21 protein-coding genes are annotated in these 20,596 nt (G+C 70.0%); 18 read left to right on the forward strand and 3 right to left on the reverse strand.

The annotated features are described in order from the left end of the window. Positions 1-123: 123 nt before the first annotated feature. The 18 genes from ACFZP7_RS23815 to ACFZP7_RS23900 all read left to right on the forward strand — a co-directional run bounded on the left by ACFZP7_RS23815 (position 124) and on the right by ACFZP7_RS23900 (position 16,618). Positions 124-1,272: an LCP family protein gene (locus ACFZP7_RS23815; protein WP_385635605.1), complete on the forward strand. Its 1,149-nt coding sequence runs from the start codon at positions 124-126 to the stop codon at positions 1,270-1,272. Positions 1,273-1,394: 122 nt separating this feature from the next. Further along, positions 1,395-1,619, forward strand: a complete 225-nt coding sequence (rpmE, locus tag ACFZP7_RS23820) for a 50S ribosomal protein L31 (RefSeq protein ID WP_019326867.1) — start codon at positions 1,395-1,397, stop codon at positions 1,617-1,619. A 108-nt stretch (positions 1,620-1,727) separates the two neighbouring features. Continuing rightward, complete coding sequence (prfA, locus tag ACFZP7_RS23825) at positions 1,728-2,804, forward strand: peptide chain release factor 1 (RefSeq protein ID WP_019326866.1); 1,077 nt, start codon at positions 1,728-1,730, stop codon at positions 2,802-2,804. Positions 2,805-2,874: 70 nt separating this feature from the next. Further along, entirely contained in the window at positions 2,875-3,714 is an 840-nt protein-coding gene (gene prmC, locus ACFZP7_RS23830; protein WP_019326865.1) for a peptide chain release factor N(5)-glutamine methyltransferase, read from the forward strand. 50 nt (positions 3,715-3,764) lie between these two features. Beyond that, positions 3,765-4,412: an L-threonylcarbamoyladenylate synthase gene (locus tag ACFZP7_RS23835; protein WP_030970565.1), complete on the forward strand. Its 648-nt coding sequence runs from the start codon at positions 3,765-3,767 to the stop codon at positions 4,410-4,412. Further along, positions 4,409-5,089, forward strand: coding sequence for a low molecular weight phosphatase family protein (locus ACFZP7_RS23840; RefSeq protein WP_029393656.1), 681 nt, complete (start codon positions 4,409-4,411; stop codon positions 5,087-5,089). The genes ACFZP7_RS23835 and ACFZP7_RS23840 overlap by 4 nt, the downstream gene beginning before the upstream one ends. Positions 5,090-5,191: 102 nt before the next feature. Continuing rightward, entirely contained in the window at positions 5,192-6,448 is a 1,257-nt protein-coding gene (gene glyA, locus ACFZP7_RS23845; protein ID WP_385635608.1) for a serine hydroxymethyltransferase, read from the forward strand. 130 nt (positions 6,449-6,578) lie between these two features. Beyond that, a complete protein-coding gene (locus ACFZP7_RS23850; protein ID WP_031016292.1) occupies positions 6,579-7,874 on the forward strand; it encodes an MraY family glycosyltransferase in 1,296 nt (431 codons plus the stop codon). Positions 7,875-8,175: 301 nt separating this feature from the next. Continuing rightward, on the forward strand, positions 8,176-8,610 hold the full coding sequence (locus tag ACFZP7_RS23855; RefSeq protein ID WP_046249529.1) for a hypothetical protein: 435 nt from the start codon (positions 8,176-8,178) through the stop codon (positions 8,608-8,610). A 210-nt stretch (positions 8,611-8,820) separates the two neighbouring features. Then, on the forward strand, positions 8,821-9,663 hold the full coding sequence (atpB, locus tag ACFZP7_RS23860) for a F0F1 ATP synthase subunit A (RefSeq protein WP_046249530.1): 843 nt from the start codon (positions 8,821-8,823) through the stop codon (positions 9,661-9,663). A 79-nt stretch (positions 9,664-9,742) separates the two neighbouring features. Further along, positions 9,743-9,973 carry an ATP synthase F0 subunit C gene (atpE, locus tag ACFZP7_RS23865; protein WP_003973629.1) on the forward strand — a complete coding sequence of 77 codons (231 nt, stop codon included), beginning with the start codon at positions 9,743-9,745 and terminating at the stop codon, positions 9,971-9,973. Between the two features lie 40 nt (positions 9,974-10,013). Further along, positions 10,014-10,568 carry a F0F1 ATP synthase subunit B gene (locus ACFZP7_RS23870; RefSeq protein WP_019326857.1) on the forward strand — a complete coding sequence of 185 codons (555 nt, stop codon included), beginning with the start codon at positions 10,014-10,016 and terminating at the stop codon, positions 10,566-10,568. Then, positions 10,565-11,380: a F0F1 ATP synthase subunit delta gene (locus tag ACFZP7_RS23875; RefSeq protein ID WP_019326856.1), complete on the forward strand. Its 816-nt coding sequence runs from the start codon at positions 10,565-10,567 to the stop codon at positions 11,378-11,380. Before ACFZP7_RS23870 ends, ACFZP7_RS23875 begins: the two co-directional genes overlap by 4 nt. Positions 11,381-11,547: 167 nt before the next feature. Further along, positions 11,548-13,137 (forward strand): F0F1 ATP synthase subunit alpha, encoded by a 1,590-nt coding sequence (gene atpA, locus ACFZP7_RS23880; RefSeq protein WP_019326855.1) that lies wholly within the window; start codon positions 11,548-11,550, stop codon positions 13,135-13,137. Between the two features lie 20 nt (positions 13,138-13,157). Continuing rightward, the gene (locus tag ACFZP7_RS23885) at positions 13,158-14,075 is read left to right on the forward strand and encodes a F0F1 ATP synthase subunit gamma (protein ID WP_019326854.1); all 918 of its coding nucleotides are present in this window, start codon (positions 13,158-13,160) and stop codon (positions 14,073-14,075) included. After that, positions 14,075-15,523 carry a F0F1 ATP synthase subunit beta gene (gene atpD, locus ACFZP7_RS23890; RefSeq protein ID WP_031016295.1) on the forward strand — a complete coding sequence of 483 codons (1,449 nt, stop codon included), beginning with the start codon at positions 14,075-14,077 and terminating at the stop codon, positions 15,521-15,523. Before ACFZP7_RS23885 ends, atpD begins: the two co-directional genes overlap by 1 nt. A 131-nt stretch (positions 15,524-15,654) precedes the next feature. Continuing rightward, positions 15,655-16,029 carry a F0F1 ATP synthase subunit epsilon gene (locus ACFZP7_RS23895; protein WP_019326852.1) on the forward strand — a complete coding sequence of 125 codons (375 nt, stop codon included), beginning with the start codon at positions 15,655-15,657 and terminating at the stop codon, positions 16,027-16,029. A 142-nt stretch (positions 16,030-16,171) separates the two neighbouring features. After that, entirely contained in the window at positions 16,172-16,618 is a 447-nt protein-coding gene (locus tag ACFZP7_RS23900) for a DUF2550 domain-containing protein (protein ID WP_019326851.1), read from the forward strand. Positions 16,619-16,705: 87 nt separating this feature from the next. On the opposite strand, the gene ACFZP7_RS23905 is transcribed toward ACFZP7_RS23900, so the two are convergent. The 3 genes from ACFZP7_RS23905 to ACFZP7_RS23915 all read right to left on the reverse strand — a co-directional run bounded on the left by ACFZP7_RS23905 (position 16,706) and on the right by ACFZP7_RS23915 (position 20,499). After that, positions 16,706-18,529, reverse strand: a complete 1,824-nt coding sequence (locus ACFZP7_RS23905; RefSeq protein WP_019326850.1) for a glycoside hydrolase family 18 chitinase — start codon at positions 18,527-18,529, stop codon at positions 16,706-16,708. Positions 18,530-18,664: 135 nt separating this feature from the next. Further along, positions 18,665-19,306, reverse strand: a complete 642-nt coding sequence (locus ACFZP7_RS23910) for a response regulator transcription factor (protein WP_019326849.1) — start codon at positions 19,304-19,306, stop codon at positions 18,665-18,667. Beyond that, on the reverse strand, positions 19,303-20,499 hold the full coding sequence (locus tag ACFZP7_RS23915) for a sensor histidine kinase (protein ID WP_385635613.1): 1,197 nt from the start codon (positions 20,497-20,499) through the stop codon (positions 19,303-19,305). Before ACFZP7_RS23915 ends, ACFZP7_RS23910 begins: the two co-directional genes overlap by 4 nt. Positions 20,500-20,596: the final 97 nt, after the last annotated feature.

The following is a 20,596-nucleotide window of genomic DNA, read 5'->3' on the forward strand; positions in this document are numbered from 1 at the left end:
GTCCCGAGTTCCGCCGTCCTGGCTACGGGGGGACGATGGTGAGGTACCGGTGGAAACCGCCGGAGCCGACCGACCCGACCCCGACCGCAGGGGGTAAGCGACCGCACGACCACCGAGGAGCCCATGTCCGCCGAGAGCATGCCCGACCCCGCGATACCCGGCCCCGGACCGTCCCGCGCCGGCGGGCCCGGCCGCCGGGCCAAGGGCCGCCGCCGCAAGCCCCGGGCCGGGCGGCGCAAGGCCCTGCTCGTCGCGGCGTGGAGCGCCGCGGGGATCGTGGTCCTGGGCGGCACCGGTGCCGGAGTCCTGTTCTTCAAGCTCAACGGCAATCTGCACAGCGTCGACATCGACCAGATGCTCGGCGCGGACCGTCCGGCCAAGGCCGACAACGGCTCGCAGAACATCCTCGTCCTCGGCTCGGACACCCGCTCCGGCGGCAACGAGAAGCTCGGCGGCGGCACCGACGACGGCACCGCCCGCTCCGACACCGCGATGATCGTGCACGTCTACCAGGGCCACAAGAAGGCCAGCGTCGTCTCCATCCCGCGCGACACCCTCATCGACCGCCCCGAGTGCACCGACGCGGACGGCGGCGAGCACCCCGCCGCGCGGCAGGTGATGTTCAACTCCGCCTACTCCACCGGCGGCGCCCCCTGTGCGGTCAAGACCGTCGAGACGCTCAGCGGCCTGCGCATGGACCACTACCTGGAGGTCGACTTCAGCGGCTTCCAGCAGCTCGTCGACGACCTCGGCGGCGTGGAGGTCACCACCAGCGAGGCCATCAAGGACCCCGACAGCCACCTCGACCTGCCGGCCGGCACCCACACCCTCGACGGCGAGCAGGCCCTCGGCCTGGTCCGCACCCGGCACGGCGTCGGCGACGGCTCCGACCTCGGCCGCATCCAGCTCCAGCAGGCCTTCGTCAAGGCCCTGGTCGACCAGGTCAAGGACATCGGCCTGCTCGGCAACCCGAAGAAGCTGTACGACATCGCCGACACCGCCACCAAGACCGTGACCACCGACTCCGACCTGGGCTCGGTCAACTCCCTGATGTCCTTCGCGACCGGACTGAAGGGCATCACCCCGGCCAACATGCACATGGTCACGATGCCGGTCGTCTACGACCCCGCCGACCCGAACCGGGTCCTGCTGGAGACGAGCAAGGCGGACCAGGTCTGGACGGCCCTGAAGAACGACCGGCCGATCCCGGAGTCGGCCACTCGGGGCACGGCCACCGGCGAGGCCAAGGGCGTCGTGAACACGGCGGAATAGATGACGGCCGCCCCCGGTTTTGGGGGATGGCGCCAGTCCTGGCAGACTGGACCGTCGGTCCCGGTTCACGCTCCCGCATCCCGCGGAGGCGACCCGGCACCCTCCCGAACCTAGGAGACACCTTGAAGCGCGACATCCACCCCGAGTACGTCGAGACGCAGGTCAGCTGCACCTGTGGCGCGTCGTTCACCACCCGCAGCACGATCGAGAGCGGCACCATCCGCGCCGAGGTCTGCTCCGAGTGCCACCCGTTCTACACGGGCAAGCAGAAGATCCTCGACACCGGTGGCCGTGTGGCCCGCTTCGAGGCCCGCTTCGGCAAGGCTGCCGCCGGCTCCAAGAAGTAGCGAGCCACCGATCGCCGGTCCACGGCCGCGACCCCAGCCGGGGGAGCGCCGGGACCGGCGTTTTTGGTCGCCCGCCTTCCCTTTCCCACGCAGTAGCAGGAGCCCAAGATGTTCGAGGCCGTCGAGGAACTCGTCGCCGAGCACGCCGACCTGGAGAAGAAGCTCGCCGACCCGTCGGTCCACTCCGACCAGGCGAACGCGCGCAAGCTGAACAAGCGGTACGCCGAGCTGACCCCGATCGTCGCCACGTACCGCTCCTGGAAGCAGACCGGCGACGACATCGAGACCGCGCGCGAGCTGGCCGCCGACGACCCCGACTTCGCCGCCGAGGTCAAGGAGCTGGACAAGCAGCGCGAGGAGCTGACCGAGAAGCTGCGCCTCCTCCTCGTCCCGCGCGACCCCAGCGACGACAAGGACGTCATCCTCGAGATCAAGGCGGGCGCGGGCGGCGACGAGTCGGCCCTGTTCGCCGGCGACCTGTTGCGCATGTACCTGCGGTACGCCGAGCGGGTGGGCTGGAAGACCGAGATCATCGACGCCACCGAGTCCGAGCTGGGCGGCTACAAGGACGTCCAGGTCGCCGTGAAGACCAAGGGCGGCCAGGGCGCCACCGAGCCCGGCCAGGGCGTCTGGGCCCGGCTGAAGTACGAGGGCGGCGTGCACCGCGTGCAGCGCGTCCCGGCCACCGAGTCCCAGGGCCGCATCCACACCTCGGCGGCGGGCGTCCTCGTGACCCCCGAGGCCGAGGAGATCGACGTCGAGATCAACCCCAACGACCTGCGCATCGACGTCTACCGGTCCTCCGGACCCGGCGGCCAGTCGGTCAACACCACCGACTCCGCCGTGCGCATCACGCACATCCCGACCGGTGTCGTCGCCTCCTGCCAGAACGAGAAGAGCCAGCTCCAGAACAAGGAGCAGGCGATGCGTATCCTGCGCTCCAGGCTGCTCGCCGCGGCGCAGGAAGAGGCGGAGAAGGAGGCGGCGGACGCCCGGCGCAGCCAGGTGCGCACCGTCGACCGCTCCGAGAAGATCCGTACGTACAACTTCCCGGAGAACCGCATCTCGGACCACCGCGTCGGCTTCAAGGCGTACAACCTCGACCAGGTCCTGGACGGCGACCTCGACTCGGTGATCCAGGCCTGCGTCGACGCGGACTCGGCGGCCAAGCTGGCCGCAGCGTAACCCCGGTACGACAGCTCGGAGGACCAGCGTGCAGCAACAACACGGGGGGCGACCCCCGAACCCCCGCAGCGTGCTGCTCGCGGAGGTGGCCCAGGCCACCCAGCGACTGGCCGACGCCGGCGTGCCCTCGCCGCGCACCGACGCGGAGGAACTCGCCGCGTACCTGCACGGCGTCAAGCGGGGCGAGCTGCACACCGTGCCGGACGCGGACTTCGACGCCCGGTACTGGGAGGCCGTCGCCCGCCGCGAGGCGCGCGAGCCGCTGCAGCACATCACCGGCCGCGCCTACTTCCGCTACCTGGAACTGCAGGTCGGCCCCGGCGTCTTCGTGCCCCGCCCCGAGACCGAGTCGGTCGTCGGCTGGGCCATAGACGCCGTGCGCGCCATGGACGTCGTCGAGCCCTGCATCGTCGACCTGTGCACCGGCTCGGGCGCCATCGCGCTCGCCCTCGCCCAGGAGGTCCCGCGCTCGCGCGTGTACGCCGTGGAGCTGTCCGAGGACGCCCTGAAGTGGACGCGCAAGAACATGGAGGGGTCCAGGGTCGAGCTGCGCCAGGGCGACGCCCTGACCGCCTTCCCCGACCTCGACGGCCAGGTGGACCTCGTGGTCTCCAATCCCCCGTACATCCCGCTCACCGAGTGGGAGTACGTCGCGCCCGAGGCCCGCGACCACGATCCGGAGATGGCCCTGTTCTCCGGCGAGGACGGCCTCGACCTGATCCGCGGCCTGGAACGCACCGCGCACCGCCTGCTGCGCCCCGGCGGCGTGGTCGTCGTCGAGCACGCCGACACCCAGGGCGGACAGGTGCCGTGGATCTTCGCCGAGGAACGGGGCTGGGCCGACGCGGCCGACCACCCCGACCTCAACAACCGCCCCCGCTTCGCGACGGCCCGCAAGGCACTGCCGTGAGCACCGAACCGACTTCGACCCCGCAGTACGTGTACGAGGAGGCCCGCTAGATGGCACGGCGATACGACACCAATGACGCGACCGACCGCACGACCGGTCTGCGCGAGGCCGCGTCCGCCGTCCGCCGTGGCGAGCTCGTGGTGCTCCCGACGGACACGGTCTACGGCATCGGCGCCGACGCCTTCACGCCGGAGGCCGTCGGCGACCTGCTGGAGGCCAAGGGCCGGGGCCGCAACATGCCCTCGCCGGTCCTTATCGGCTCGCCGAACACCCTGCACGGCCTGGTCACCGACTTCTCCGAGATGGCCTGGGAGCTGGTCGACGCCTTCTGGCCGGGCGCCCTGACGCTGGTCGCCAAGCACCAGCCGTCCCTCCAGTGGGACCTCGGCGAGACCCGCGGCACGGTCGCCGTGCGCATGCCGCTGCACCCGGTCGCCATCGAGCTGCTCACCGAGGTCGGCCCCATGGCCGTCTCCTCCGCCAACCTCACGGGCCACCCGGCGCCCGAGGACTGCGACGCCGCCCAGCAGATGCTCGGCGACTCCGTCTCCGTCTACCTCGACGGCGGCCCCACCCCCGGCAACGTCCCGTCGTCCATCGTCGACGTCACCCGAGAGGTGCCCGTCCTGCTGCGCGCGGGCGCGTTGTCGGCCGAGGAGCTGCGAAAGGTAGTACCCGACCTCGAGGTGGCGAATTGACGGCCCCTGGGACGGGGCGTGGCATAGGCAACGGGGAACGCGCCGCGGAGATCACGACGACGTTCGTGGGACTCCCGCGCGACAGCTTCCGCATCCTCCACGTCAGCACCGGAAACGTGTGCCGCTCGCCCATCACCGAGCGGCTGACCCGGCATTTCGTGACGGAGCGGCTCGGTGTGCTGGGCGGCGGTCTCGTCGTGGAGAGCGCGGGCACCTGGGGCCACGAGGGCGCCCCCATGGAGGCGAACGCCGAGACGGTCCTCGCGGAGTTCGGCGCGGACTCGGCCGGCTTCACCGGGCGCGAGCTGCTCGACGAGCACGTGATCCGCGCCGACCTGGTGCTCACCGCGACCCGGGACCACCGCGCGCAGGTCATCTCCATGGGCCACTCGGCCGGACTGCGCACCTTCACCCTCAAGGAGTTCACCCGCCTGGTGAACGCCATCGACCCCGCGACGCTGCCGCCCCTGGACGACGGCGTGGTCGTACGCGCCCGGGCCCTGGTCCGCGCGGCCGCCGCTCTACGCGGGTGGCTCCTGGCCCCCACGGCCGAGGCCGACGAGGTGTACGACCCCTACGGCGCGCCGCTGACCTTCTTCCGGTCGATCGGCGACGAGATACACCAGGCGCTGGATCCGGTGGTGACGGCGTTGACGGGGGTTCCCGCGCGCGCGTGACGCCGGCGGGCCGGGACGCGGGGCCGGCGTGCGCCGGGCGGCGTCGCGGTCCCGGGCCTACATTGGTCGTACGTCACCGTCGACGCACGCCCGGAGCGCACCATGTCGGTCACCCACGACATCCTCGAGGCCGATGACAGCACGCTCGGCGTCCTGCTGCGCCAGGACCCCGAGCTGGCCGAGATCCTGCACGCCGAGGGCCGCCGCCAGTCGACGACCCTCCAGCTGATCGCCGCAGAGAACTTCACCTCGCCCGCGGTGCTGGCCGCCCTCGGCTCCCCGCTGGCCAACAAGTACGCCGAGGGCTATCCGGGCGCCCGGCACCACGGCGGCTGCGAGATCGTGGACGTCGCCGAGCGGCTGGCCGTCGAGCGCGCCCGGGCCCTCTTCGGCGCCGAGCACGCCAACGTGCAGTCCCACTCCGGCTCCTCCGCCGTGCTGGCCGCCTACGCCGCGCTGCTGCGCCCCGGCGACACCGTCCTCGCCCTCGGCCTGCCCCACGGCGGCCACCTCACTCACGGATCGCCGGCGAACTTCTCCGGCCGCTGGTTCGACTTCGTCGGCTACGGGGTGGACGCGGAGACCGGGCTGATCGACTACGACCAGGTGCGCACCCTGGCCCGCGGCCACCGCCCCAAGGCGATCGTGTGCGGCTCGATCGCCTACCCCCGCAACCCCGACTACGCGGCCTTCCGCGACATCGCCGACGAGGTGGGCGCCTACCTCATCGCGGACGCCGCGCACCCGATCGGGCTGGTCGCCGGGGGAGCGGCGCCCAGCCCGGTGCCGTACGCCGACGTCGTGTGCGCCACCACGCACAAGGTGCTGCGCGGACCGCGCGGCGGCATGCTCCTGTGCGGGGCCGACCTGGCCGAGCGGGTCGACCGGGCGGTCTTCCCGTTCACCCAGGGCGGCGCGCAGATGCACACCATCGCCGCCAAGGCGGTCGCCTTCGGGGAGGCGTCGACACCGGCCTTCGCCGCGTACGCCCATCAGGTGATCGCCAACGCCCGCACCCTCGCCGCCCACCTGGCCGCCGAGGGCCTGACCGTCACCACCGGCGGCACCGACACCCACCTGCTCACCGCCGATCCCGCCCCGCTCGGCGTCGACGGCAGGACGGCCCGGGGCCGGCTCGCGGCGGCCGGGATCGTCCTGGACTGCTGTGCGCTGCCCCACGCGGACACCCGCGGGCTGCGCCTGGGCACGGCGGCGGTGACCACCCAGGGCATGGGCGAGCGGGAGATGCGGGCGGTGGCCACCCTGGTCGCCGAGGTGCTCAGGGGGAGCACGGAGCCGGCCCGGGCGCGGGACGACGTGCGGGACCTGGTCGCGCAGTTCCCGCCGTATGCGGACTGAGGCGGGGTAGGCGCACGCATGTGCACAGCCACACGTGCAACCATCGTCGCTACCCGGAAGTCCTCAACCATATGCGCGCATCGCTAGGGTGTGAGGCTGGGAATGGCCAGCGAGACCTGTGGGGAAGCCCGTGCGTGAATACCTGCTGACGCTCTGCATCACGGCCGCGGTGACGTATCTGCTGACAGGGCCGGTACGGAAGTTCGCGATCGTTGCGGGGGCGATGCCGGAGATCCGGGCACGTGACGTGCACCGGGAGCCCACTCCGCGCCTCGGCGGTATCGCCATGTTCTTCGGGCTGTGCGCCGGACTGCTGGTCGCCGACCACCTCACCAACCTCAGCGAGGTCTTCGAGAAGTCCAACGAGCCGCGCGCGCTGCTCTCCGGAGCCGCCCTGATCTGGCTGATCGGCGTCCTGGACGACAAGTTCGAGATCGACGCCCTGATCAAGCTGGGCGGCCAGATGATCGCCGCCGGCGTGATGGTGGTGCAGGGTCTGACCATCCTGTGGATCCCGCTGCCGGGCGTCGGCACGGTGGCCCTCACCCAGTGGCAGGGCACCCTGCTGACGGTGGCGCTGGTCGTCATCACCATCAACGCGGTCAACTTCGTGGACGGCCTGGACGGTCTCGCGGCCGGCATGGTGTGCATCGCGGCGGCGGCGTTCTTCATGTACGCCTACCGGATCTGGTACTCGTACGGCATCGAGGCCGCGGCGCCCGCGTCCCTCTTCGCGGCCATCCTGATGGGCATGTGCCTGGGCTTCCTGCCGCACAACATGCACCCCGCCCGGATCTTCATGGGCGACTCCGGCTCGATGCTGATCGGCCTCGTGCTGGCGGCCGGCGCGATCTCCGTCACCGGGCAGGTCGACCCGGACGTGATGAAGCTGTTCTCCGGCTCCGAGCGCAACACCGTGCACCAGATGGTGCCCGTCTACATCCCGCTGCTGATGCCGCTGACCATCATCGCCATCCCGGCCGCCGACCTGATCCTCGCGATCGTCCGCCGCACCTGGCGCGGCCAGTCGCCCTTCGCCGCCGACCGGGGGCACCTGCACCACCGGCTGCTGGAGATCGGGCACTCGCACAGCCGCGCGGTGCTGATCATGTACTTCTGGTCGGCGCTGATCGCCTTCGGTGCGCTCACCTACTCCGTCAACTCCGCGTCGATGTGGATCGTGCTGGGCGTGGTCGTGCTGAGCGCGGTCGGGCTGGTGCTGCTCCTGCTGCCGCGCTTCACGCCGCGCGCCCCGCGCTGGGCCGAGCGCTTCGTGCCGCCCCGCTACCGCCGCCGCGGCGCCGTCGCCGTCGAGGCCGAGCCGGTGCCCGCGGTGGACGCGGACGAGGAGCGGGTGCCGGTGGCCGCAGGGGTCTCAGGCGTCAACGGGGCCACTGCCGTGGGCCCCCGTTCGCGGGCCAGGTAAGAGGCACAAGGTAAGAATCTGACTAGAGCATTGCCAAGTCGTGGGGGAACGAAGTACCCCATTACCAGACAAGTGGGCGCAGTAATTGCACATACGCGCGCTGTCACTCTCATGTGTGACAGCAAGCACACCCACAGGTAAAGACCTCATCAAATAGTTTGTGATACGGTTCACGAGAACCCCCGGGTAAGCCTTAAGGACCGTAGTGCGACGGTCTCTTGAGCGTCAGGACACCGTTCGGCCCGGGACTACGCTCGTCCATGACGACACCCTGCCCCCTGTGAAAAGCGGAGTTGCCGCCATGCCGTCCAATGACGTCCGGATCTTGCTTCAGGCTGCCGTGCCCACGGCTGCCGTCGGCGCGGTAGCCGCCGTCGTCAGCGCCGTGGTCGCCGGCGGCAAGGGCGCGATCGGTGCCGTGGTGGGGACGCTCGTGGTGATCCTCTTCATGGGGCTGGGCCTCTACATCCTCCAGCGCACCGCCAAATCGCTTCCGCACCTGTTCCAAGCGATGGGCCTGATGCTCTACGCGGCACAGATTCTTCTGCTGTTCATCTTCGTCGCCGCGTTCAAGAACACGACGCTGTTCAATCCCCGGGCCTTCGCGCTCACCCTGGTCGCCGGCACCCTCGCCTGGATCGCCGCCCAGACGCGCGCCCACATGAAGTCCAAGATTCTCTACGTCGAACCCGAATCGTCGGGCGAAAAGCCCGAAAAGACGGGCCACTCGTCGTGAGGGGTAGGGCCGGGATAAAGAGGCATGTGAAGTCCTGCTATCGTCCGGTGCCAACTGCGGCATCGCGGGCGCGGGCATCCCAGCTGACGCCTGCTCATTCGCGAGGCGAGATGCCCCACAGCCGCCCCCACATCCGTAACACCAGTCCCGTGCCGTACAGCGGCTCCGCGCCGCGCCGACACAACGAGGTTGCCGTACCCATGCGCCACGATGAAGGAGCCCGCGGTGAGTGCTGACCCGACACAGGTGCTCGCCTTCGACACCGACTGTCACATCTTTGACGGCTGCGGCTTCGCCGAGGTCTCCCCGGGCCTGCACTCGTTCCTGTTCCAGCCGCTCCTGGGCGACGGGGACAGCAACCTGTACTTCAACAAGACGATGCTGCTGGCGCTGCTCGGCTCGATCATCATCGTCGGCTTCTTCTGGGCCGCCTTCCGCAGGCCGCAGGTGGTGCCGGGCAAGCTCCAGATGGTCGCCGAGGCGGGTTACGACTTCATCCGGCGCGGTGTCGTCTACGAGACCATCGGCAAGAAGGAGGGCGAGAAGTACGTCCCCCTCGTGGTCTCGCTGTTCTTCTTCGTGTGGATGATGAACCTCTGGTCGATCATTCCGGTCGCCCAGTTCCCGGTCACCTCGATCATCGCCTACCCGATGGTCCTGGCCCTGCTCGTCTACATCCTGTGGGTCTCGCTCACCTTCAAGCGGCACGGCTTCGTCGGCTTCTGGAAGAACGTCACCGGCTACGACAAGTCGCTCGGTGCGGTGCTGCCGCTGGCCATGCTGATCGAGCTCTTCTCGAACCTGCTCATCCGGCCGTTCACCCACGCCGTGCGACTCTTCGCCAACATGTTCGCCGGGCACACCCTGCTGCTGCTCTTCACGATCGCCAGCTGGTACCTGCTGAACGGCGTCGGCATCGCCTACGCGAGTGTGTCGTTCGTGATGGTCATCGTGATGACCGCCTTCGAGCTGTTCATCCAGGCCCTGCAGGCGTACGTGTTCGTCCTGCTCACGTGCACCTACATCCAGGGCGCGCTGGCCGAGCACCACTGAGCCGGCAACCACCCCGCCCTCAACCAAGTCGTCCGGTGGCCAACCCCCACCGGTCCGTAAAGGAAAAGGAAGAACTGGCATGTCCCAGACCCTTGCTGCCGTCGAAGGTTCCCTCGGTTCCATCGGTTACGGTCTCGCCGCGATCGGCCCCGGCGTCGGCGTCGGCATCATCTTCGGTAACGGCACCCAGGCCATGGCCCGTCAGCCCGAGGCTGCCGGCCTGATCCGTGCCAACCAGATCCTCGGCTTCGCCTTCTGTGAGGCGCTCGCCCTGATCGGTCTGGTCATGCCGTTCGTCTACGGCTACTGATCGCTGACACAGACCAGCCGACTAGACGAAAGGCACCCACATGAGCCAGCTGCTCACGATCGCGGCATCGGAGGGCGAGAACCCTCTCATTCCGCCGATCCCCGAGCTTGTCATCGGCCTGATCGCCTTCGTCATCGTCTTCGGCTTCCTCGCCAAGAAGCTGCTCCCGAACATCAACAAGGTTCTGGAAGAGCGTCGCGAGGCCATCGAGGGCGGTATCGAGAAGGCCGAGGCCGCGCAGACCGAGGCCCAGAGCGTCCTTGAGCAGTACAAGGCCCAGCTCGCCGAGGCCCGGCACGAGGCCGCGCGCCTGCGCCAGGAGGCGCAGGAGCAGGGCGCCACGCTCATCGCCGAGATGCGCGCGGAAGGCCAGCGGCAGCGTGAGGAGATCATCGCCGCCGGTCACGCCCAGATCCAGGCCGACCGCAAGGCCGCCGCGTCCGCGCTGCGCCAGGACGTCGGCAAGCTGGCCACCGAGCTGGCCGGCAAGCTCGTCGGCGAGTCCCTCGAGGACCACGCCCGCCAGAGCCGCGTCATCGACCGCTTCCTGGACGAGCTGGACGACAAGGCGACGAAGGCAGAGGCGACCCGATGAACGGAGCGAGCCGCGAGGCCCTGGCTGCCGCACGCGAGCGTCTCGACGCGCTGACGGACTCCACGTCCGTGGACGCCGGCTCGCTCGCCGACGAGCTGGCCGCCGTCACCGCGCTGCTCCACCGCGAGGTGTCGCTGCGTCGGGTCCTCACCGACCCGGCGCAGGCCGGCGAGGCCAAGGCCGAACTCGCCCAGCGTCTCCTCGGCGCCCAGATCAGCGGCCAGACCGCCGACCTGGTGGCCGGCATGGTGCGCTCCCGCTGGTCGCAGTCGCGCGACCTGGTGGACGCCCTGGAGGAGCTGGCGAACACCGCCGACCTCACCGCCGCCCAGAAGCGGGGCCGGCTCGACAACGTCGAGGACGAGCTGTTCCGGTTCGGCCGGATCGTCGCCTCGAACACCGAGCTGCGCGCCGCGCTGACCAACCGGTCGGCCACCACCGCGGCCAAGAGCGAGCTGCTGCGCGGCCTGCTCGGCGGCCGGGCGGAGCGGACCACCGAGCGTCTGGTGACGCGCCTTGTCACCGCGCCCCGGGGACGTAGCCTGGAGTCGGGACTCGAATCCCTGTCCAAGCTCGCCGCCGACCGGCGGGACCGGATGGTCGCCGTCGTCACCTCGGCGGTGCCGCTGAGCGACACGCAGAAGCAGCGCCTCGGCGCGGCCCTCGCGAAGGTCTACGGCCGTCCGATGCACCTCAACCTCGACGTGGACCCCGAGGTCCTCGGCGGGATCCGGGTGCAGGTGGGTGACGAGGTCATCAACGGCTCCATCGCGGACCGTCTGGAGGACGCCGGCCGCCGACTGGCGAGCTGACGCCCCCGCGCGACAACAGCACAAAAAGCAGTAGCAGTAGCAGTACGTACTTACGACGGCCCTGGTTGGGCCGTGCAGAGGATTCACCTCTCATTGGGGGGAGTCCCGACTCGTGGAATACCCCCCAAGTGAAACTTCGGGCCCAACAAGGAGAGCAGGGAACTCAGATGGCGGAGCTCACGATCCGGCCGGAGGAGATCCGGGACGCACTGGAGAACTTCGTCCAGTCGTACAAGCCGGACGCGGCCTCGCGCGAGGAGGTCGGTACGGTCACCCTTGCCGGCGACGGCATCGCGAAGGTCGAGGGCCTGCCCTCGGCCATGGCCAACGAACTGCTGAAGTTCGAGGACGGCACCCTCGGCCTCGCCCTCAACCTCGAGGAGCGCGAGATCGGTGCCATCGTCCTCGGTGAGTTCAGCGGCATCGAGGAGGGCCAGCCGGTCACCCGCACCGGCGAGGTCCTGTCGGTCGCCGTGGGCGAGGGCTACCTCGGCCGCGTCGTCGACCCCCTCGGCAACCCGATCGACGGCCTCGGCGAGATCGAGACCGAGGGCCGCCGCGCCCTCGAGCTGCAGGCCCCCACGGTCATGCAGCGCAAGTCGGTGCACGAGCCGATGGAGACGGGCTACAAGGCCGTCGACGCCATGACCCCGATCGGCCGCGGTCAGCGTCAGCTGATCATCGGCGACCGCCAGACCGGCAAGACCGCCCTGGCCGTCGACACGATCATCAACCAGCGCGACAACTGGCGCTCGGGCGACGTGAACAAGCAGGTCCGCTGCATCTACGTCGCCATCGGCCAGAAGGGCTCCACCATCGCGTCGGTCCGCCGCGCGCTGGAGGAGAACGGCGCGCTGGAGTACACGACCATCGTGGCCGCCCCGGCGTCCGACCCGGCCGGCTTCAAGTACCTGGCGCCGTACACCGGCTCGGCCATCGGCCAGCAGTGGATGTACGAGGGCAAGCACGTCCTGATCATCTTCGACGACCTGTCGAAGCAGGCCGACGCCTACCGCGCCGTGTCGCTGCTGCTGCGCCGCCCGCCGGGCCGCGAGGCCTACCCGGGTGACGTCTTCTACCTGCACTCCCGTCTCCTGGAGCGCTGCGCCAAGCTCTCCGACGACATGGGTGCCGGCTCGATGACCGGTCTGCCGATCGTCGAGACCAAGGCCAACGACGTCTCGGCGTTCATCCCGACCAACGTCATCTCCATCACCGACGGCCAGTGCTTCCTGGAGTCCGACCTGTTCAACGCCGGTCAGCGCCCGGCCCTGAACGTCGGTATCTCGGTCTCCCGCGTCGGTGGCTCCGCCCAGCACAAGGCCATGAAGCAGGTCTCCGGCCGCCTCCGCGTGGACCTCGCCCAGTTCCGTGAGCTGGAGGCGTTCGCCGCCTTCGGTTCCGACCTGGACGCCGCGTCGAAGTCGCAGCTGGAGCGCGGTCAGCGCATGGTCGAGCTGCTGAAGCAGGACCAGTACCAGCCGATGGCCACCGAGGACCAGGTCGTCTCCGTCTGGGCCGGCACCACCGGCAAGATGGACGAGGTGCCGGTCGCCGACATCCGCCGCTTCGAGAAGGAGCTGCTGGAGTACCTGCACCGCCAGGAGCAGGGCCTCATGACCTCCATCCGCGAGGGCGGCAAGATGTCGGACGACACCCTGCAGGCCGTCGCCGAGGCGATCGCGTCGTTCAAGAAGCAGTTCGAGACCTCGGACGGCAAGCTGCTCGGCGAGGACGCCCCGTCCGCCGCCAAGTGACGTAAGGAAGGACCTGACTCATGGGAGCCCAGCTCCGGGTCTACAAGCGTCGCATCCGATCCGTCACCGCGACCAAGAAGATCACCAAGGCGATGGAGATGATCGCCGCCTCGCGCGTCGTCAAGGCGCAGCGCAAGGTGGCGGCCTCCGCGCCGTACGCGCAGGAGCTCACCCGCGCGGTCACGGCGGTCGGTACCGGGTCGAACACCAAGCACCCGCTCACCACGGAGGCGGAGAACCCGACCCGTGCCGCGGTCCTGCTCCTCACGAGCGACCGCGGTCTGGCCGGCGCCTTCAACTCCAACGCCATCAAGGCGGCGGAGCAGCTGACCGAGCGCCTCGAGCGCGAGGGCAGGCAGGTCGACACGTACATCGTCGGCCGGCGCGGTCTCGCCCACTACAACTTCCGCGAGCGCAAGGTCGCGGAGTCGTTCGCGGGCTTCACCGACGAGCCCTCGTACGCGGACGCCAAGAAGGTCGCGGCGCCGCTGATCGAGGCCATCGAGAAGGACACCGCTGAAGGCGGCGTGGACGAGCTCCACATCGTCTACACGGAGTTCGTCTCGATGATGACGCAGACGGCGGTCGACTCCCGGCTGCTGCCCCTGCGCCTCGAAGAGGTCGCGCAGGAGTCGGCGGCGAAGGAAGAGATCCTTCCGCTGTACGACTTCGAGCCGTCGGCGGAGGACGTCCTCGACGCCCTGCTGCCGCGCTACGTCGAGAGCCGCATCTACAACGCGCTGCTGCAGTCGGCCGCTTCCAAGCACGCCGCCACGCGACGCGCGATGAAGTCGGCCACCGACAACGCGGGCGAGCTGATCAACACGCTCTCCCGTCTTGCCAACGCGGCCCGCCAGGCCGAAATCACCCAGGAAATCAGCGAGATCGTCGGTGGCGCGAGCGCCCTGGCCGACGCGACCGCGGGGAGTGACAACTAATGACCACCACTGTTGAGCCGACCGCTCCTGCTGGCGTGGCCACTGGCCGCGTCGCGCGGGTCATCGGCCCGGTCGTCGACGTGGAGTTCCCCGTCGACGCGATGCCGGACATCTACAACGCGCTGCACGTCGAGGTCGCCGACCCGGCGCAGGCGGGCGAGCTGAAGACGCTGACTCTCGAGGTCGCGCAGCACCTCGGTGACGGCCTGGTCCGCACCATCTCCATGCAGCCCACCGACGGTCTGGTCCGCCAGGCCCCGGTGACCGACACGGGCTCGGCCATCTCCGTCCCCGTCGGCGACTTCACCAAGGGCAAGGTGTTCAACACCCTCGGTGAGGTGCTGAACGTCGACGAGACCTACACCGGTGAGCGCTGGCCGATCCACCGCAAGGCCCCGAACTTCGACGAGCTCGAGTCGAAGACCGAGATGTTCGAGACCGGCGTCAAGGTCATCGACCTGCTGACCCCGTACGTCAAGGGCGGCAAGATCGGTCTGTTCGGCGGCGCCGGCGTCGGCAAGACGGTGCTCATCCAGGAGATGATCTACCGCGTCGCCAACAACCACGACGGTGTCTCCGTGTTCGCCGGTGTCGGTGAGCGCACCCGTGAGGGCAACGACCTCATCGACGAGATGAGCGAGTCCGGCGTCATCGACAAGACCGCGCTGGTCTTCGGTCAGATGGACGAGCCGCCGGGCACCCGTCTGCGCGTCGCGCTGGCCGGCCTGACCATGGCCGAGTACTTCCGCGACGTCCAGAAGCAGGACGTGCTGTTCTTCATCGACAACATCTTCCGCTTCACCCAGGCGGGTTCCGAGGTGTCGACCCTGCTCGGCCGCATGCCCTCCGCGGTGGGCTACCAGCCGAACCTGGCCGACGAGATGGGTCTCCTCCAGGAGCGCATCACCTCGACCCGTGGTCACTCGATCACCTCGATGCAGGCGATCTACGTCCCCGCGGACGACCTGACCGACCCGGCCCCGGCCACCACCTTCGCCCACCTCGACGCGACGACGGTTCTCTCCCGTCCGATCTCCGAGAAGGGCATCTACCCGGCCGTGGACCCGCTGGACTCGACGTCCCGCATCCTCGACCCGCGGTACATCGCGGCGGACCACTACCAGGCCGCGATGCGCGTGAAGAACATCCTGCAGAAGTACAAGGACCTGCAGGACATCATCGCGATCCTCGGTATCGACGAGCTCGGCGAGGAGGACAAGCTCGTCGTCCACCGTGCCCGTCGCGTGGAGCGCTTCCTGTCCCAGAACACCCACGTCGCCAAGCAGTTCACCGGCGTCGACGGGTCGGACGTCCCGCTGGACGAGTCGATCGCGGCCTTCAACGCGATCTGCGACGGCGAGTACGACCACTTCCCGGAGCAGGCGTTCTTCATGTGCGGTGGCATCGAGGACCTGAAGAACAACGCCAAGGAGCTGGGCGTCTCCTGAGCCTCGGCTCACGGTGAGCCGCACGGTTCACCACCCGGAGGGGGCGGGCGCACCCCGTCCCCTCCGGCACGCCCCTTAGACTTGTAACCAACACCCGGCTCTCCCGCCGGGTGGTGACCCGAGGAGCCACCTTGGCTGCTGAGCTGCACGTCGCGCTGGTCGCGGCCGACCGAGAGGTCTGGTCCGGCGAGGCCACCCTGGTCGTCGCGCGCACCACGTCCGGCGACATCGGCGTCATGCCCGGTCACCAGCCGCTGCTCGGTGTGCTGGAGTCGGGCCCGGTGACCATCCGTACGAGTGACGGTGGGACGGTCGTCGCCGCGGTGCACGGCGGTTTCATCTCGTTCGCGGACAACAAGCTGTCCCTGCTGGCCGAGATCGCCGAGCTGTCGGACGAGATCGACGTCCAGCGCGCGGAGCGGGAGCTCGAGCGCGCGAAGGCGGAGGGCGACGCCCACGCCGAGCGTCGCGCGGACGTCCGTCTGCGCGCGGCGGCGGGACGCTGATCCACAGCACTGTGCGATAACGTCGTGCCCTGACGTCACTCAGCCGCGGCTGGGACCGGAGCGATCCGGACCCGGCCGCGGCTGAGGCAGATCCGGGTGTTTTTTCCGTTCCGTTACCTAGGAGACGAGGAGGTCGGTGTCGATGGCCCTCGCTCTGACTGTGTGCGGAATCGTTGTCGCCCTGGTGGTGATCGGGCTCTTCGTCTTCGGACTGCGCCGCCGGCTGATCCAGCGCTCGGGCGGCACCTTCGACTGCTCCCTGCGCTGGGACGCCCCCAAGGAGGGCGACGCCGGCGGCAAGGGCTGGGCCTACGGCGTGGCCCGCTACAACGGGGACCGGGTCGAGTGGTACCGCGTCTTCTCGTACTCGCCCCGCCCGCGCCGGGTACTGGAGCGCTCGGCCATCGAAGTGGCCGGCCGCCGGCTGCCCGAGGGGGAGGAGGAGCTGGCGTTGCTCTCGGACGCCGTGGTGCTCGTCTGTCTCCATCGCGGCACCCGGCTCGAACTGGCGATGAGCGAGGACGCGCTGACCGGATTCCTCGCGTGGCTGGAGGCGGCCCCGCCCGGACAGCGGGTGAACGTCGCCTGAGCCACCGGCCGGACCCGGCCGTGCCTGAGCGGGACGAGCCGAGGCCCGCCGCCCGGGGGCGACGGGCCTCGGCCCTGTGAGCAAGGGTTACTTCAGACCGCTGTCGATGGCGCTCACCAGTTCGCCGTTCGCGGTGTCACCGCTGAACTCCCAGAAGAAGGCGCCGCCGAGCTTCTGCTGCTCGGCCCAGTCCATCTTGGACTTGACGGTGGCCGGGGTGTCGTAGGACCACCAGTTGGTGCCGCAGTGCGCGTACGCGGTGCCGGCGACGGTGCCGGTGGCCGGGCAGCTGTTCCTGAGGACCTTGTAGTCCTCGATGCCCGCCTCGTAGGTGCCGGCCGCCGGGCCGGTCGCGGTGCCGCCGGGCGCGGACTGGGTGACGCCGGTCCAGCCGCGACCGTAGAAGCCGATGCCGAGGAGGAGCTTGTCGGACGGCACGCCGGCCGCCTTGAACTTCGCGATCGCCTCGGCGGAGTTGAAGCCCTGCTGCGGGATACCGTCGTACGAGGTCAGCGGCGAGTGCGGAGCGGTCGGGCCGTTCTTCGCCCAGGCGCCGAAGAAGTCGTACGTCATCACGTTGTACCAGTCGATGTACTGCGCCGCGGCGCCGTAGTCGGCGGCCTCGATCTTGCCGCCGTCGGAGGCGTCGGCGGTGACGGCCGCGGTGACCAGGTCGTTGCCGAACTCGGCGCGCATGGCCTTCATCATGGTGCTGAAGGCGTTCGGGGCACTGGTCGTGTCACAGCTGAGACCGCAGGCGTTCGGGTACTCCCAGTCCAGGTCGATGCCGTCGAAGACATCGGCCCAGCGCGGGTCCTCGACCAGGTCGTGACAGGACTTCGCGAAGGCGGCCGGGTTCTTCACCGCGTCGGGGAAGCCACCGGACCAGGTCCAGCCGCCGAAGGAGAACAGCACCTTGATGTGCGGGTACTTGGCCTTCAGCTTGCGCAGCTGGTTGAAGTTGCCGCGCAGCGGCTGGTCCCAGGTGTCGGCGACGCCGTCGACGGACTGGTCGGCGGTGTACGCCTTGTCGTAGTCGGCGTAGGCGTCACCGATGGTGCACTTGCCGCCCTGGACGTTGCCGAAGGCGTAGTTGATGTGCGTGATCTTCTCGGCGGAGCCGGAGGTGACCAGGTTCTTCACGTGGTAGTTGCGCCCGTAGACGCCCCAGTTGGTGAAGTAGCCGAGCTTGACCTCGTCGCCCGGCTGCGGCTGGGGGCCGCCCCCGCCGGTGGTGGTGACCTTCACCGCGCCGCTGACCGGACCGGTCTGGTCGGCGGTGTCGCGGGCCTGGACGGTGTAGGAGTAGTCGGTGCCGGCGGTCAGGCCGGTGTTGGTGTAGGTGGTGCCGGTGACCGTGGCGACCTTGGCGCCGTCGCGCAGGACGTCGTAGTTCTTGACGCCCTTGTCGTCGGTCGCCGCGGACCAGGACAGCTTCACCGAGGTGTCGGTGATGTCCGAGGCGGTGGGTGTGCCGGGCGCGGAGGGAGCCGCGTCGCCGGGGACGGAGGTGCCGTCGCAGCTGCCGCCGTTGAGCTTGCAGTTGGCGGGGGAGCCGGGTCCGCTGCCGTTGAAGCCGAAGGAGACGGACGCCCCGGGGGCGAGGGTGCCGTTCCAGCCGACGTTCTTGGCGGTCCAGTGGTCACCCGAGTTGGTGACGGTGGCGTCCCAGGCGGAGGTGACCTTGGTGCCGGAGGGGAAGTCCCACTCCACGGTCCACGCGTTGATGGTGGTGGTGCCGGTGTTCTTCACCGTCCACTTGCCGCCGAAGCCGGTGCCCCAGTCCGAGGTCTTGGCGAAGGTGGCCGTCGCACTCGTGGCCGCCTGGGCCGGACTCGCGAGTCCGACCAGCCCGGCGAAGGGAAGCGCCAGGGTCGCCGCGAGCGCCGCGGCCTTGTGTCTGAAGCGCATGCTGCGCCTCCTTATGTGGGGATGTTGTTGTGGGCATGACTGAGCCTCATGCCCGCAGTGCCGCGAGAATAGAAAGGTCTGGACCATAGGTCAATAGGTCTGGACCAGTGATCAACGCCTTCGTTCAGCGATGAACTAGATCCCCAACTCCTGCGCCAGCACCGCCGCTTGCACCCGGCTGCGCAGACCCAGCTTGCCCAGCAGGCGGCTGACGTGCGTCTTCACCGTCGCCTCGGCCATCTCCAGCCGCTCGGCGATGGCCGCGTTGGACAACCCCTCACCGAGGCAGGACAGCACCTCGCGCTCGCGCCGCGTCAGCTCCGCCAGCGCCTCCGGCTCCGCGGCCGGTTCCCGCACCGGCTTCGCGGCGAACTCCGCGATCAGCCGCCGGGTGACGGCCGGGGCGACGATCCCCTCGCCGCCCGCCACCGTGCGCACCGCCGCGATCAGGTCCTTGGCCTCGGTGTTCTTCAGCAGGAACCCGGCCGCGCCCGCCCGCAGCGCCCCGAAGACGTACTCGTCCAGGTCGAAGGTGGTCAGCACCAGGACGTCGGCGAGCTGCTCGTCGACCACCCGCCGGGTCGCCGACACCCCGTCCAGCCGTGGCATCTGGACGTCCATCAGCACCAGGTCGGGCCGCAGCTCCCGGGCCAGCTCCACCGCCCGCTCGCCGTCGGCCGCCTCCCCGACCACCTCGATGTCCGGCGCGCTGCCCAGGATCAGCACCAGTCCGGCGCGGACGGCCGACTGGTCCTCGGCGACCAGGACGCGGATCATGCGGGGTCTCCTTGGTTCAGGGGCAGCGCGGCGCGTACCGACCAGATCTTGCCCCCCGGCGCCCCGGAGTCGGCGACCGGGCCGGCCTCGAAGGTGCCGCGCAGCAGCGCGGCCCGCTCGCGCATGCCGACCAGACCGGCGCCAGAGCCGGGGGCGCGCGGGGCGTCCCGGTCGCCGTACGGGCTGGTCACCCGGACGTGCAGGGTGTCGTCGTGCCGGGCGAGACCGACGCGGACCGTCCCCGGCGCGGCGTGCTTGAGGGCGTTGGTGAGGGATTCCTGCACGATCCGGTACGCGGCCAGCTCGACCGGCGCGGGCAGCCCCTCGCCGGGCGCCGACTCCAGGGTGACGTCGAGGCCGTTGGCGCGGGCCGCGTCGACCAGCGCGCCCAGGCCGTCGAGGGTGGGCGCGGCGGCCGGTTCGGTGCCGGCGCCGTCGTCCCGCAGGATGCCGATCAGCCGCCGCATCTCGGCCAGCCCCTCGACGCTGTTCTCGCGGATCACGCCGAGCGCCTGCCGGGTGGTCGCCGGGTCGTCGAGGGAGAGCGCGGCCGTGGAGTGGATGGCGATCGCGGACAGGTGGTTGGCGACCATGTCGTGCAGCTCCCGGGCCATCCGGGCCCGCTCGGCGGTCACCGCCTGCACCCGGTCCATCTCCGCGAGCAGCGCGGTCTGCTCGGCGCGCAGCAGGGCGGCGTCGGCGGCCTCGCGGTGGTTGCGCACGATCAGCCCGGTGGAGGCGGGGGCGAAGGACACGATGCCGACGGCGACACCGATGAGCAACGCCTCGGGCACCCGCCACACCGCGAACGGCACCAGGGTCGCGGCCACGGTGAGCAGCCCGGTGACCCACGGGATGCGGCGGGCCGAGGCGGGCGGACCGTACAGCACGGCGGCGTACATCAGGTCGGTGTACATGATCACCGTGACCAGGCTGCCCTGGGTGACGGTGTCCGTGATCAGCGCGGCGGTGCCGATCAGCAGCCCGGTGCGCGGCGCCACCCGGCGCAGCAGCTCCCAGCCCGCCATGACGACGAGCGGGACCAGCAGCGGCCAGCGGCCGTCGAACAGCACGATGGGTTCGTCGGCGGGCCGCACGCCCAGACCGATGCCCCACAGCGTCAGGCCGCCGAGCAGACCGGCCGACGCGGCGTACACGTCGAAGCGGCGCGGGCGGGGGAGTCGTACGGCCATGTCACCATCCAACACGGCCCGCGCCCCGCTCGCCTGATCCCCCGGGACGGACCCGCACTGCATCTTTCGATGTACCGGAGGTTCGCCCCCGGCGACG

The organism is Streptomyces sp. SudanB5_2050 (assembly GCF_964272335.1).
Lineage (GTDB): Bacteria > Actinomycetota > Actinomycetes > Streptomycetales > Streptomycetaceae > Streptomyces > Streptomyces rochei.

Bases quoted from the DNA above. Each gene is read 5' to 3' on its own strand.
- ACFZP7_RS23815 (WP_385635605.1), top strand. From the start codon at position 124: ATGTCCGCCGAGAGCATGCCCGACCCCGCGATACCCGGCCCCGGACCG.
- prfA (WP_019326866.1), top strand. From the start codon at position 1,728: ATGTTCGAGGCCGTCGAGGAACTCGTCGCCGAGCACGCCGACCTGGAG.
- ACFZP7_RS23835 (WP_030970565.1), top strand. From the start codon at position 3,765: ATGGCACGGCGATACGACACCAATGACGCGACCGACCGCACGACCGGT.
- glyA (WP_385635608.1), top strand. From the start codon at position 5,192: ATGTCGGTCACCCACGACATCCTCGAGGCCGATGACAGCACGCTCGGC.
- ACFZP7_RS23855 (WP_046249529.1), top strand. From the start codon at position 8,176: ATGCCGTCCAATGACGTCCGGATCTTGCTTCAGGCTGCCGTGCCCACG.
- atpB (WP_046249530.1), top strand. From the start codon at position 8,821: ATGAAGGAGCCCGCGGTGAGTGCTGACCCGACACAGGTGCTCGCCTTC.
- atpE (WP_003973629.1), top strand. From the start codon at position 9,743: ATGTCCCAGACCCTTGCTGCCGTCGAAGGTTCCCTCGGTTCCATCGGT.
- ACFZP7_RS23870 (WP_019326857.1), top strand. From the start codon at position 10,014: ATGAGCCAGCTGCTCACGATCGCGGCATCGGAGGGCGAGAACCCTCTC.
- ACFZP7_RS23875 (WP_019326856.1), top strand. From the start codon at position 10,565: ATGAACGGAGCGAGCCGCGAGGCCCTGGCTGCCGCACGCGAGCGTCTC.
- atpA (WP_019326855.1), top strand. From the start codon at position 11,548: ATGGCGGAGCTCACGATCCGGCCGGAGGAGATCCGGGACGCACTGGAG.
- ACFZP7_RS23885 (WP_019326854.1), top strand. From the start codon at position 13,158: ATGGGAGCCCAGCTCCGGGTCTACAAGCGTCGCATCCGATCCGTCACC.
- atpD (WP_031016295.1), top strand. From the start codon at position 14,075: ATGACCACCACTGTTGAGCCGACCGCTCCTGCTGGCGTGGCCACTGGC.
- ACFZP7_RS23900 (WP_019326851.1), top strand. From the start codon at position 16,172: ATGGCCCTCGCTCTGACTGTGTGCGGAATCGTTGTCGCCCTGGTGGTG.
- ACFZP7_RS23905 (WP_019326850.1), bottom strand. From the start codon at position 18,529: ATGCGCTTCAGACACAAGGCCGCGGCGCTCGCGGCGACCCTGGCGCTT.
- ACFZP7_RS23910 (WP_019326849.1), bottom strand. From the start codon at position 19,306: ATGATCCGCGTCCTGGTCGCCGAGGACCAGTCGGCCGTCCGCGCCGGA.
- ACFZP7_RS23915 (WP_385635613.1), bottom strand. From the start codon at position 20,499: ATGGCCGTACGACTCCCCCGCCCGCGCCGCTTCGACGTGTACGCCGCG.